The organism is Paenibacillus amylolyticus (assembly GCF_003719335.1).
Classification (GTDB): domain Bacteria; phylum Bacillota; class Bacilli; order Paenibacillales; family Paenibacillaceae; genus Paenibacillus; species Paenibacillus amylolyticus_D.
On the sequence record NZ_RIAS01000005.1, the window covers coordinates 188,999 to 203,047 of the forward strand.

General features: G+C 45.6%; 10 protein-coding genes. 7 read left to right on the top strand and 3 right to left on the bottom strand.

The window, feature by feature from the left end:
* The first annotated feature begins 124 nt into the window (after positions 1-124).
* Complete coding sequence (locus EC604_RS11660; RefSeq protein WP_123064337.1) at positions 125-322, top strand: YqzE family protein; 198 nt, start codon at positions 125-127, stop codon at positions 320-322.
* A 111-nt stretch (positions 323-433) separates the two neighbouring features.
* Here EC604_RS11660 and EC604_RS11665 read toward each other — a convergent pair whose 3' ends face one another.
* The 3 genes from EC604_RS11665 to EC604_RS11675 form a co-directional block, all read right to left on the bottom strand.
* Positions 434-1,393: a hypothetical protein gene (locus EC604_RS11665; RefSeq protein ID WP_151458070.1), complete on the bottom strand. Its 960-nt coding sequence runs from the start codon at positions 1,391-1,393 to the stop codon at positions 434-436.
* A 129-nt stretch (positions 1,394-1,522) separates the two neighbouring features.
* On the bottom strand, positions 1,523-2,695 hold the full coding sequence (locus EC604_RS11670; protein ID WP_240036821.1) for a YqhG family protein: 1,173 nt from the start codon (positions 2,693-2,695) through the stop codon (positions 1,523-1,525).
* Between the two features lie 5 nt (positions 2,696-2,700).
* Entirely contained in the window at positions 2,701-4,461 is a 1,761-nt protein-coding gene (locus tag EC604_RS11675; RefSeq protein ID WP_123064339.1) for a DEAD/DEAH box helicase, read from the bottom strand.
* A gap of 260 nt (positions 4,462-4,721) precedes the next feature.
* Between EC604_RS11675 and EC604_RS11680 the strand changes: the two genes are divergently transcribed.
* The 6 genes from EC604_RS11680 (at position 4,722) to EC604_RS11705 (ending at position 13,954) form a co-directional block, all read left to right on the top strand.
* On the top strand, positions 4,722-7,529 hold the full coding sequence (locus EC604_RS11680) for an adenosylcobalamin-dependent ribonucleoside-diphosphate reductase (protein WP_123064340.1): 2,808 nt from the start codon (positions 4,722-4,724) through the stop codon (positions 7,527-7,529).
* 423 nt (positions 7,530-7,952) lie between these two features.
* The gene (locus tag EC604_RS11685) at positions 7,953-8,132 is read left to right on the top strand and encodes a hypothetical protein (RefSeq protein WP_123064341.1); all 180 of its coding nucleotides are present in this window, start codon (positions 7,953-7,955) and stop codon (positions 8,130-8,132) included.
* Positions 8,133-8,197: 65 nt separating this feature from the next.
* Positions 8,198-9,049, top strand: a complete 852-nt coding sequence (locus EC604_RS11690) for an ATP-binding cassette domain-containing protein (RefSeq protein WP_123064342.1) — start codon at positions 8,198-8,200, stop codon at positions 9,047-9,049.
* Complete coding sequence (locus tag EC604_RS11695) at positions 9,046-9,762, top strand: hypothetical protein (protein WP_123064343.1); 717 nt, start codon at positions 9,046-9,048, stop codon at positions 9,760-9,762. The genes EC604_RS11690 and EC604_RS11695 overlap by 4 nt, the downstream gene beginning before the upstream one ends.
* Before the next feature lie 495 nt (positions 9,763-10,257).
* On the top strand, positions 10,258-12,345 hold the full coding sequence (locus tag EC604_RS11700; protein WP_123064344.1) for an acyltransferase family protein: 2,088 nt from the start codon (positions 10,258-10,260) through the stop codon (positions 12,343-12,345).
* 295 nt (positions 12,346-12,640) lie between these two features.
* The gene (locus EC604_RS11705; RefSeq protein WP_123064345.1) at positions 12,641-13,954 is read left to right on the top strand and encodes an extracellular solute-binding protein; all 1,314 of its coding nucleotides are present in this window, start codon (positions 12,641-12,643) and stop codon (positions 13,952-13,954) included.
* The last annotated feature ends 95 nt before the right edge of the window (positions 13,955-14,049 follow it).

Below are 14,049 nucleotides of genomic sequence, written 5' to 3' on the forward strand. Positions count from 1 at the left end.
AGACTGCGCATTTTAGATCATTTCATACGCTACTTGCATAAAAAAATGTTTAGTTCAATCACGTCTTGCGCACAATAGGGATAACGTTAGATCACGAATGTGCGGATGAAGAGGAGGCTCTATGATGGCTAAAAGTGATGAACTGGTTAAATACATTACACAGCGTGTGGTCCGTTATATCGACACACCGAAGGATGAGCGAAAGGAACGGAGAACACAAAAGAGAAGGAAAGAGCCCTGGTCCATGAAATGGTTTGGCATGATTCCATTTGCAGTATCCTTATGGGTAGACAAGAAGAAAAAAAGATCAGAGAAGAGTTAACCGAGTCGTAAAAAAATACGAACACAAATGCCAATTCAAGAAGACGCAATCCTTTATAAGGATGCGTCTTTTTATGAACCATTTTGGGTTTTAAGTGAGGTTAGTCGTGTGCTAAGGATTAATCTTGTAAAAATGTCCATCATTCAAGAGCTTATTCAAGGGGATGAAGCGTTGAGTGGAGTTAAAGCCACCAAGACCAACATAAAGATCAGACTCTGAACCTGCAATACTCCATAACTGGTATGCACTTACTGGCAACGGACCACCGTAGAACAGATTCCATTCTTCTGCTGAGAAGACAAGGGCTTCTCTATAATTCTGCTGGAGCTGTTGCTTGATTTGAGAGGGCTGCAGCGGTTCAGATGTCAACCAGGTCAGTTGAAATGAAGGGTCAAAAGCAGGCTGTATAATAACTGGGCTCGTTTGCAACATTGCAGTATCAGGTATGGCTATCTGTTGTTGCAGTTCCTTCAAGTCGAAAGATTTCATTTCAGAGCCAGTCTCTACATACTCTAACCGATCGGCTGGCAACAAGTCTCCATTGGATGCATCAATGTACAAAGCGGGATGATTCACACGTTCCACTTTCCAATAAGCCAATAAAGGAGGAGCATATCCACGTGTGAGCTTCCCGCCAGCAGTTTGTAATGTTTTTATATCCAAACCTTGTCGTTCCAGAGCCTGTCCTAGCAGCTCGTTATGATACAGGGATTGTTCTCCCTGACCATATTCGCTGAGAAGGAGCTGTCCTTGGGGATTTATGGATATAATCATAATCATGTATCCAATGGGCTTGTCCTGAATGCTGGCATGCACAAACCAGCCGTGGTTACCTGGCCCTAATGGATAATATTCAAGCTTAGCTACCAGCCAATCTGAATTGGAGGTACCGAGTGCGTTCACTTGCTGTTGTGCAAATTGCTCTACTGATGCGGGCGCCAGCCTGTTCGTTGGTGCGGCTGCATGAGTCGTCGGCCAGATGGAGAGAAGAGTAAAGCAGATGATCATGCTCATGAAGATCGATAGGCAATGCCTGATATTTCGGCGGTTTGGCCGGAGCCGTTTTTTCATCATAAACACCTTCTTCCTGACTTCATTGTAGAGGATAGGAGATGCAAAGGGTGCTGCAACCTGTCGGTTCAACGGTTATGAATAAACACTACTTTTGCCAGCATTTGCAGGAAAAGTAGTGTACTCGTCTTATCTTAAGTGAAACATGCCGCTGCTTATGGCAGTGACCTTCACCTTCGGCTCATATTGCCAGATCATCTCGGTTCGCCTGTTCTCATACTGCAGTTTCATCGCTTCACGATCTATGACTGCCTGTTTTGCTTTTTCTTGCTCGGGGTCTACATCATCTTGCGTCTGTTGTATGGTAGATTCGGCAGCCAGTTCCACGTCAGCCGGGAGCGGTTCTAATATGCCGCGAACCCGATTAATAACAGGATGAGCAGAAGCAGAAATGCTCGTTTTTGACAGGTTTGCTACAGGTTTAGTTTGAGCCGTTTCGACTTCAGTGACCTCAGGCATATCTTCTCGCAGCACGGCTTCATAGTAGGCATCCACCACATCGAGTTCGAGTTGTAGTCGTTCTTTCGCTTTTTCCGCCCAGCTATAATCCAGCCTGCTTAAGTGATTGGTGAGATGTGACTCGAGAGCAGCCCCTGCATCAGCAAGTGAAATTTTTGGTGCCTGGGCATGCATATTTTCAGCCAGTCTTGGACTGAGATCACGCCGGCTCAGCTTGCTACCAAACTTTTCGATGATTTCACCTGATCGTAGTGAAATGCCGAGGAAATGTAATTCCTCCCGTTTCAGGTCACAAGCAAACTCGACTTTAAAACAAACCCCTAGCCAAGGTTCATACACAGCCGGGGATGTAGCCCTGATCTGGCGTTTGGCGGCTTGTTCAAACAGGTTCACGAAGGCGCCACCTTCGCGGGCTGCGGCAAAAATCTGCTGTAATCTGCGGCTGCCATATACAACATCTTCTCGCAGAATACGTCCGGGGCCGAGCTGCGGCATGGAAGGTGTGATACCAAAATAACGTCCGAGTATCGTTTCTTTCGGCGCGGCAGGGTTCGTTTCAGGAGATGCTTGAGCAGGCTGAGACGCTTTGGCCTTGGCTTCCGCCGCTTCAATGATTTGCTGATAAGCTTCCGGGTCAAAAACAAATGTAAATGACATGGTCTCAGGCTGGGCCCCTACACGCTCTACAAATCCCCAGTAATACGGACGGTTCGTTAATGCCTTGTCTGCTTCAGGTGATAGTTTAACCGTCACATGAGCAGGTGACCGTTCCATGATCTGACAATCCAGAGCTTCCAGATAGGTCAAAACGTAAGCCTGGATCTCATGCGGTGACATCGTCATGGATATCAGCGTCCCCCTTTGTGAAGACCAAGTTTGGTGATTAAAGGCACCTCGTCAGCAACTTCGCGCTGAATCGTGTTCAGCGACTGTCCGAGGGTGTCCATTTTGCGGCGAATATCCTCTTCGTTTTGCGATTCCAGCATAATTTTGTAGAGACTTTTTTCGATGGATTCTTTTTTCTCCAGCCGTTCGAGAATGACATCAAGTCCACCGATAACCATCTCAAACATATTAATCTTCTCATGCAACAGATTCAGAATATGTTCCTCAATCGTACCTTTGGTAGAAAGGTTGAAAATGTTAACGTCATTTTGCTGACCGAGCCGATGAACCCGGCCAATCCGCTGTTCAACCCGCATCGGGTTCCAGGGTAGATCAAAGTTAATCATGTGGTGACAGAATTGCAGGTTGATGCCCTCACCACCGGCTTCCGTTGCGATCATCGCCTGTACACGGCCGCGGAAAAGATCCATCATCCAATCTTTTTTGCCGCGGTTCATTCCGCCCCGATAGGGAACAGCCGTCAGTCCGTTGTTACGAAAATAGTTCAGCAGGTATTCCTGCGTCGCCCGGTATTCCGTGAAAATAATGACTTTCTCATTCATATCTCGAATCAGTTCCATCGTTTTTTCGGCTTTTGTATTTTCTTTAATCGCCTTGATATGAGCAACCAGTTCCCAAATTTTATCCCGCAGTGGAGAATCCAGCGGCAACTTTTTGGACAGATTCACGAGCGTTACAAACACAGCGTCCCGGCTGCTACAGACTTCCCGTTGCAACGTGACGAGCGAAAGCATGCTGCTAAGGTTACCGCCCGCTTCCTGGTATTGATCTTTGACAAACGAGGTTACACCGTCATAGAGCGCTTGCTCTTCAGGTGAAAGTTGCAGATCCACGTTAGAGACGTTGCGTTTCGTAAATTGCACGGGGCCTTCGCCACGCCTGTTGCGGATCATGACTTTGGATAGCTCATCTTTGAGCTGCTCCTGATTTTTGGGCACACGTTTATCGACGACAAAGTTGGCGGCAAAATCGCCCTGACGACCAAGCTGACCGGGCTTCAGCAGGTTGATTAGATTGAAAAGCTCGCTCATGTCGTTCTGTACAGGCGTAGCAGTGAGTAACAGGCAGTATTTTTTGCGTAATTGCAGCATGAATTGATAATTGGTTGTTTTTTTGTTTTTAAGTTTATGTGCTTCATCAATGATGATCATGTCATAGTCCATACTCAGCAGCATATCTTTGTGCGGGTCTCGCTTGGCAGTGTCCATGGAAGCCACAACGACGTCATTTTGCCAGGAATAAGCCTTTTTCTGCGCAACTGCAGGGATGCCAAATTTGGAATTCAGTTCACGTACCCATTGCAATACAAGCGAGGCGGGTACAAGAATTAACACTTTCGATACAAGACCACGAACCATATATTCTTTCAAAATCAGACCGGCTTCAATCGTTTTGCCCAGACCTACTTCGTCGGCGAGAATGGCTCGGCCTGACATTTCAAATAATACTTTGCGTGCCGTATCCATCTGGTGAGGAAGTGGAGTCAGATCCTGCAAATGTTTCAGACATTGAATTTCGTCAAAGTTCGGGATGAGATTCGTTTCTTCTGCCTGAATACCGAGCTGAAAGAGTCGGTAATCCCCCCAAGGCCCGCCTTTGTCTAAACGAGATTCAAGCTGATCCAGCCAGCTTCGATCAAACTCAAGAGGAACAGGTAACTCAGCTACAGGTTGATTCTGATGATGCGGATGTTTCCGGTTCATGATGCTTCCTCTCCGTTCTTGTGTAAAATAAATCATTCAAAAATATAGACGACGTGTTATTCGTAGGTAATAGTATGGACGAAGGAAGGCAAGTTCATAACCTGTTTCAGAACATCTATGAAATAAATCACATAGAAAATCAATATATAGTGTAATATAATAGTTATAAATCACTACATGTAGTATATGGGCATGGATTATTTTCAGGGACAGCATATGATTTGAAATGAATGGTTTATTCGGGGAGGTTGATTGCAGAGATGGCATCCAACAATACAGGAACGAACCAACAAGTGAAGCATCATGAGAACAAGCACAAGCTGGAAGGGCTCAGCGAGAAAATATTTCTGGATCGGTACGCATGGAAAGACGCCGATTCAAATCATGCAAAAGTCGGCGATGTCGTACTTGTATTAACAAAGGATGATCCCAAGTTTCCGGTGAAGGAAGTCGGCGAGATTGTTGAACGACAGGGACAACAGGTTAAAGTACGGACACGTAGCGATATCATCATAGAGACCAATGTAGAGAAATTGACACTGACGATAGAGAAAACGCCGGAAGAGATGTGGGATCGTCTTGCCCAAGCGATGGCATCTGTTGAATCGACACCTGAACAACAGGCTGTTTGGGAGATGAAGTTTCGCTCGGTGCTGGATGACTGGAAACTGGTTCCCGGTGGCCGCATTGCTGCTGGTGCTGGGGCCAGTGATGAGTTGACGCTGTTTAACTGTTATGTCATTCCTTCTCCGCAAGACAGCCGGGCCGGCATCATGAAGACGTTGACCGAAATGACCGAAATTATGGCTCGCGGCGGTGGCGTGGGCATCAATCTGTCTTCCCTTCGTCCGCGGCGTGCGGTGGTGAAAGGTGTGAACGGCTCGTCCAGCGGGTCGGTATCCTGGGGCGGTTTGTTCAGTTATACGACGGGGCTTATCGAACAAGGCGGCAGCCGACGTGGCGCGCTGATGCTAATGATGAATGATTGGCATCCGGATGTGCTGGATTTTATTACGGTTAAACAAACGATGGGGCAGGTGACTAATGCCAATCTGTCCGTTTGCGTGAGCAATGCATTCATGGAGGCTGTTAAGCAGGACGGTGATTGGGAGCTTGTTTTTCCCGATACCAGTGACCCGGACTATGATACGCAGTGGGATGGTGATCTGACCAAATGGAAAGGGGCAGGCCATAACGTTATTCCATATCGTACCGTCAAAGCACGTGATATATGGCATACGATTATTGAATCTGCTTGGAAATCAGCCGAACCTGGTGTGGTTTTTATGGAGTACTACAACCAGATGTCGAACAGCTGGTATTTTAATCCGATTATCTGTACAAATCCTTGCGGGGAACAGGGCCTTCCAGGCTGGGGAGTATGTAACTTGTCGGCGATCAATCTATCCAAATTTTATGATGAAACAAACGACGATGTGGCATGGGAAGAGCTGGCGAAAACGACGCGAATTTCAGCAAGATTTCTGGACAATGTGATTGATGCGACGCCGTATCATTTTGAAGAAAATCGATTAAACCAGCAGCGTGAACGCCGGGTGGGGCTGGGCACAATGGGACTTGCTGAACTGATGATCAAGTTACGTATCCGATATGGCAGTCTGGAATCGCTCGATTTTCTCGATAAACTGTATGGATTTGTGGCAAAGGAAGCCTATCTGGCTTCAGCGGAGATTGCCGCGGAGAAAGGTGCGTTCCCGGCGTTTGAGGTAGAACCCTACTTACAGAGTGGATTTATGAGACAGATGACGGCAACGTACCCGGAGGTTGGAGAGGCGATCCGTGAAAAAGGAATTCGTAACGTGACGCTGATTACTCAGGCGCCTACGGGAAGTACCGGAACGATGGTGGGCACATCGACTGGCATTGAGCCCTATTTTGCTTTTAAGTATTTTCGCCAGAGTCGTCTTGGGTATGATGAACAATTTGTGCCGATTGCGGAAGAGTGGCTGGAGCAACATCCTGGTGAATCCTTACCGGATTATTATGTGACGGCGATGGATCTTTCGGCCGAAAATCATATTCGCGTGCAAGCTGCCATTCAGAAGTGGGTGGACAGTTCGATCTCGAAAACGGCAAATTGTCCTTCTGATTTTACCGTACAGGACACGGCAGAACTGTATGAGTTAGCTTTTGATCTCGGTTGTAAAGGAGTAACGATTTATCGGGACGGCAGCAGAGATGTTCAAGTACTTTCTACTTCGAAGAAAAAAGACACCTCGGCTAATGAGGAGCAGAATGCGGAAGCCTTTGAGCAAAAACAAGCGGTGCTGCCTGATGATACAACAAGTCAGATTGGTGCGGATAAAGAGGAATTTAACAGCCCGTTGGCTGAGTCCGTTTCGGTAGCAATTTCGGCGTATGCAGAGCGGGAGACCAGCTTGCCAGCCTTGGGGAAACAGATAACGGATGTGGTGGATAAACAGTATAAACGCCGCCCGCAAGTATTGCGCGGGGCAACGTATAAAATCAATACGCCGTTCGGCATGGCTTATATTACGATTAATGATCTGGATGGAACACCCGGCGAAATATTCCTCAATGTGGGCAAGGCAGGTTCGGATGTATTTGCGATGGCTGAGGCACTGGGACGGGTATGCTCTCTATTCCTGCGATATGGCGATCATGGCCATAAGGTGGAGTTGCTTATCAAACATCTGAAAGGCATCGGAGGTTCAGGGGCTATTGGTTTTGGAGCTAACCGTGTGGAATCCATTGCGGATGCCGTCGCGAAAGCGCTGGAAAGCCATGTTCAGATGAATGAGCACGTGAATGAGGTTGATACGCTTGAAGCACAGAGTGAAAAGAAGAATGAGGGCATTGGAGTGAAGAAGTCGAACAGTGCTAACAGTCAGAACAGCACCAACAATACAAAGGGAGCTCTGCTGAACACGCAGGCACCGACCCCGAATCCGAATGACGCGGGAGGCGATGGGCAAAAGACTTTTATCCAATCTATCGACTTATGTCCCTCATGCGGCTCGGCGTCACTGATTAATGTTGAAGGTTGCAAAACATGCAGTAACTGCGGATACAGCAGGTGTAATTAAGCTATTCCAGAACAAATCTGGAATAGAGTATTGATCCAATGAACCTCAATAGGAATGTTTTTTCTACTGAAACAAATTTACAGAACGAAGTGCTGACTTACCGGCACTTCGTTTTTTTGTGTGGACGCAAGTAATCCATTGAAGTGGTGGCCCAGCGCTAACGATCCCAGAAGACACTATTTAGACTAATTTGTACTCGCTAGACTTCAATTGAACTGCCTAACCCCCGATGGGTTTCATTAGTCATCGGTGTGTATCGAATCTAGTTTCAACTGAATTATTTAATCATTAGAAATCCCTTTAATCTTAAATATGTTAAAATAAGGACGTTGCGCTGACAAATCCGGTTAAACGCAGCACATATTCTGTTCAAGTTCTTGTTCATCAACAGATCCTAAACGAAGAAAGGAGGCAGCAACTATCATGAATAAACATTGGAAAAAGTACTTGTTTTTGTTTGCTGTGATCGTGCCGATCTCAATAGTTAACATTTTTACGCTCCCATATCACCATCGTTATATTGCAGTAGCTATATTTCCAGCGCTATTCTGGGTACTCTACTATTCATGGATCGTGTTAGAAAGAAAACGGGATCGTCAGTGAGATTAAGCTGCTACGATGGTCGAGTAGATTTTGAAGTGAAAGAGTGAGGCGGTGAGAAAGTGACAATGAAGGTATTGTTAACATTAAACGAAGCTTCTAAGAAATATGAGGGGCGAGAAATTTTAACAGACGTTTCGCTTACAATTAGTCAAGGAGATTGCATTATTATAAGAGGAAACAATGGTTCTGGGAAAAGTACGATGCTCCGAATGGTGAGTGGATTAATTCCATTAACGTCGGGTCAAAGACTACTTGAGCATACGAATCTAGTGATTGGATATACCCCTGATCGATTATCTAAACTAAGGATGACTTCAACGGAGTATTTGACACACATGGGGAGAATATCAGGTATGACCAGGAAAGAATTGAAAGAACGTATCAGGGAGCTGCATGATTTGTTTTGTCTTGAACAAAGTGATCAATTGAAGATGAGTCATTTCTCAAAAGGAATGCTGCAAAAGACAAATGTAATGCAGGCTATGATTAAAACGCCGGATCTCCTGGTACTAGATGAACCTTTCTCAGGGTTGGATAAAGAATCAACGGGGCATTTGCTTCATTCTCTGAAGAAGATTAAGGATGAAGGTACATCGATTTTGGCAGCCGTGCACGATCCATTATTAGCAAGTCAATTGGAAAGCAACACGTACTGGATTCATCAAGGAAGACTAAGTAAAGAGAGTATGCATACGTCGTCTGAAAAGAAGGTTGTGTATTTTGAACTGGAAGGCAGTATAGATTTAGACGTTGTTGATTATCTTCTTGATTTTTATCCCGATATTACATATAAAAGAAGCCAAATTGGTTATATGCTCATCACTTTTATGTATAAAGATTATAGTAGCTTTTTACCCGAATTTATAAATAAAGGCGGAGAGATTGTTAGCTTAACCAGAAAGGAGCTAGGCTCATGATCTCATTACTGTCATATTTACATACCTGTTTCATGCGTTCTTATCGTTATGGTCCAGCTACTTTTGTATTTTTTATGGGGATCATTTTCGTATATAGTGTCGTTCCGAATCCAGTAATGGCTAGTTATGCATTTTCAACAACATTTATTTTTATTATTTCTGCTGTCATTTGTTATACGTTGATTGATATGGAAACGACAAATCAGGAATCGGTGACGGTATTGCATAGTGGCAGTTTAGTAAAACTTTATGTTGCGAAATTGTTGTATTGCTGGATTTTTACCATTCCACTAGCTCTGTATGCCGTTTCTTTCCCAGCCATTTTTCAAAAGTTTGATCGAAATCCGAGTATTGAAGAGCTAGGCATGGCCCTGATCTATCATATGGTTTCATCTTGGCTGGGAGTCGCTTTAGCCTGTTGGTTTAGTTCTAAGTTTATTCGTTCCCGCGTGATGTCTTTTTTAATGCTGAGTGTGCTCATTGTTATTACACTTTCTGTACAAGGTATAGAAAATGTATTGCCAGACGGATTTAAACCCATGATTTTTCTGTTGCCGCCTCTAGGTAGTACTATAGATGTGTTAGTTCATTATGATGCTCAAAATCTACTCCAGAAGCTATGGGTAACAATGATATCCCTCGTATATGGTGCGGTTACAACAGGATTATTTGTTTTAATGATTCATAGACGCAAGCTGGATTCCATGCATTGATACTCCCGTTCCACCTCTAGAGTCCTAGGAAGGAAGAAGCAATTATAAGCAAAACTTTCAATCCACTCTGAGATCGGTTTATAATGGATAGTGGCTGCTGAGCAAGTCGGCAGCCTTTTTCTATTGAACAAGCTCAGGTAATTATGTCCAGTCGATGAAAAGCACTATATTAAACGTTGAATATAGAGTATGATTTTACAGCTGATTATGCTGGCAGAAAAGGTTACATCGCTTAAATGGGTTTGTAACTATTCTTGTAAATTATGAAGTTGTTCTCAGGCGTATAATGCTAAACGTGATCGTGAATGCACGAGAAAATATATAAGTCTGATTGACAATCAATACAACTAAATCTATAGGCAAATCGTCTTCTTTATGTTGTAAATGAAAGATGGAAGGTGCAATACGTATGTTAATAACAACCAGAATGACCCAGTGCAACAGAATGCCCCGATCTCGATGGATGTGGACTCGCAGTAACAAGGGGGGGCGCGCATGTCACAATCAGTGAAAAAAAAGAGGCATATGAACGGACTGGATGGCTTACGAGCCATCGCGGTATTTGGTGTAATTGCTTATCATTTAAATTTGGATTTCATTCCGGGCGGACTGCTCGGTGTAGGTATATTTTTTGTTTTGTCAGGCTATCTGATTACCGATATTTTGTTATCCCAGTGGCGGGAACATGGGCGCATTGCGCTTCGAGATTTCTGGGCAAGGCGGTTTAGGCGATTATTGCCTGGCATGCTAACCATGACAGCGGTTGTGATGCTCTGGCTGTTATGCACAGACTCGTCCCGGCTTGCTTCACTCAAAGGGGATATCTTATCCGGAGTAACGTACATAAGTAATTGGTGGTATATCTTTCACCATGTTTCGTATTTTGAAAGTTTCGGTCCGCCATCACCTTTTGGACATTTCTGGTCACTGGCTGTTGAGGAGCAGTTTTATCTGCTCTGGCCGCTTCTGTTAATTGCAGGGATCGTGTTGTTCAAAAGAAAAGGATGGCTGGTCGTCTCCATTGTTGTTGCAGCTGAACTTTCAGCTGGCGCCATGGCCATCATGTATAACCCGGATTTGGACCCAAGCCGTGTATATTATGGAACAGATACCCGTGCATTTGCCCTGCTTGCCGGGGCAGCGTTAGCTGTAGTCTGGCCAAGCCGGAAGCTGTCCGGCACACTGCCTGCGATGAATCGGCTTGTATTGGACGCATCGGGAGTTGCTGCCCTAGCGGTGCTGATCTATATGATGCTGAATACGAGCGAATACGACTCGTTCCTGTATCAGGGAGGCATGGTGATACAAGCGATTGCCGCGACCTTACTAGTGGCTGTGCTTGCCCATCCTTCGTCTTTGCTGGGACGGATCATTGGGGCAAAACCATTGCGCTGGATCGGTGAGCGTTCGTATGGAATGTATTTGTGGCATTATCCGATCATTGTTCTGACCAGTCCTGTTGTAGATACGGGCGGTGCACATCCTGTACGTATGTTGCTGCAAGTCATTGCAACGGTCGTACTTGCATCGATGTCGCTAAAATATATTGAAAACCCGATTCGCTATAACGGATTTCGTGATTCCTTGTCGAAACTATGGGGAAGAGGCCGCACATCCATCGTTCCCCGTCAGGTGTGGTGGAAACGAACAGGCCTGCTGATGACGCTGCTGTTATTATGTTATGCCGTGTCACAGATGGTGCTGCCTGTGGCCGCCAATTCAGATTCGCATTCGGTATCCATTTCTACCGTATTTAACGGCGAGAAGTCGGCTGAAGAAAAGGGTCAGGATGTTGTCCCCGTTACAACCAAACCTTCGGAGTCCGGGCAAAAGAATCCATCTGTTCAGCCAGGCACGGAGTCAGCGTCAGACGGGAAAACGGATGGGAGTCACAAGCCTGGAGCGGCATCTGCGGAAGGGTCTAAATCGGGCAAGCCGGACAATTCGTCCAGTGATAGCGGGGATGAGGACAACTCGCTCGACAATAATGCTGCTTCCAATTCATCGGATTCAAGCAACAAAGAAACCGATCCATCGGGTTCGACACCCGCTGAAGGTACAACCGATGCAACGGATTCAGGAGCAACAGATAAACCTACGGCACCAGTCACCAAGAATGGGAAAATCCAATATACCATTATCGGAGATTCCGTTATTCTGGATGCCAAGCCTTATCTGGAAGAGAATATTTCTGGTGTATATGTAGATGGTCATGTCGGTCGTCAGATGTGGCAGGCCGGAGATGTACTGAGAGATCTGAAGCGTAACAAGCAAATGGGCAATCAGGTTGTGCTGGAACTTGGAACGAACGGTTCCTTTAATTCCAAAAATTTAAAGGCTGTGCTTGACGGCTTGAAGGATAAAAGCCGGGTGTACCTTGTCACTGTACGTGTGCCGCGTCCTTGGGAACGAACGGTGAACAAGGCTCTGACGGATGCATCCTCCAGTTACAGTAATGTTTCTCTTATTGATTGGAATCAAGCAAGTGAAGGGCATGACGAATATTTTGAAAAAGATGGAGTGCATTTGACCGCCGAAGGTTCTGAAGCTTTTGCAGCATTGGTGAAAAACAGTCTTCAATAACCGAACGATTAACATGAAGAATCCTCTAATATGAACTCATTCTGGTTATATCTTTGAACTATACGATACACGTTCAGCGTATGGAGTGTATATCCACCTTTAAAGTCTCTCCCTGTGAGCAATGGGATTGAAGTTATTTTGACTTCAATCCCATTGTCATGGGGAGGTCTTTTTTTTGATATGTAAACAGGAAACCGATATTATTCACCCCTGCATCCGTGGATCGTCACCTTACGTTATGATAGCGTTACCATTTACAATACAGATATTAAGTGCTCAAGGGGGAGTAGAAACAATGAGGAAAAAATGGTTCTCAGGCATAGTGGCATTAACCTTATTCGCCGTTATTTTGGCAGGGTGCACAAGCGGTGATTCTTCCGAAGCTGGCAGCGGCAGTGACAAAGTCACCGTGACCATCTGGCATAACTGGACAGGACAAGACGCCAAAGCGGTGGCGATGCGCAAAATTATTGAAGATTTCCGAACAGCACATCCAGACATCGAGGTGGTGGATGAAGGTTTGCCTACGGATGGACTTAAAACAAGACTGCGCACGGTTGCGGCAGCCAACGAGATGCCTGATCTCTTCGTGATGTGGCCGGATGCGATGACCAAGGAGTTCGTCAAAGGAGATCTGCTGCAGCCGATCAACGCAGAACTGGATGCGAAGCCGGAATGGAAAGACAATTTTATTCCAAATGCACTGGATGGATATACAGTTGAAGGCAATATTTATTCTGTTCCGATGAATCTGGCGCCCAGCTCTTTTATTTATTACAACGAGGCACTTTTCAAAGAGAACAACGTAAAGGTTCCTGAAACATGGGCTGAATTGGAACAGGCAGTTGCTTCGTTTAACGAAAAAGGGATTATTCCGATGGCTCTCGGTAACAAAACGAACTGGGTTGCCCAGTCTACCATTTTCAGTACGCTGGCTGATCGGGTGACGGGTACAGACTGGTTTCTGAAAGCCGTAGCTCAGGATGGTGCAAGTTTCACGGATCCGCAATTTGTTGAAGCGTTGAAGAAAATGCAGGAACTTGGAAACATAAAGGCTTTTCAGGACGGATTCAACAGTATTGATGAAACCCAGATGATGCAGCTTTATTTCCAAGGGAAAACAGCGATGGTCATGAACGGCGGGTGGGCGCTCGCCAACCTCGTTAACAATGCACCGGAAGAAGTGCTGAAAAATACACATATTACAATTTTGCCCCCTGTAGATGGCGGCAAAGGTGAACCAAGAACGACATCAGGGGTCGTCGGAACGGGGCTCGGTGTTAGTAAAAAGTTAAGCGGTGCTCAAAAAGACGCCGCGATGGAGCTGTTCTACGCACTGGCTGGTCCGGACGGTCAAAAAGCTACGCTGGATAGCAGTACACTGGTCAGCTACAAGATTGATCTGGATAAGTCCAAAGCTCATCCGTTGTTTGTGGAATTGTACGATCTGATGCAGGAAGTAAAGATTACGCCGGTATACGATTCCAAGCTGGGATCGGCTACGGTTGAAGTGATTAATAACGGGCTACAGGAGCTGCTGATGGGCGGCAAAGCGGAAGATATTGCGGGCCGAATTCAAGCAGCACAAGCGAATGCAATGAAACAATAGGTTGCTTCCTGCTTCGGGAGGCTGATTAACCTAAGCACAGTTCATTCCCCTTCCCGGCAGGGGAGGGGTTTTTAATTAAGAGGAGAAGTCCGATA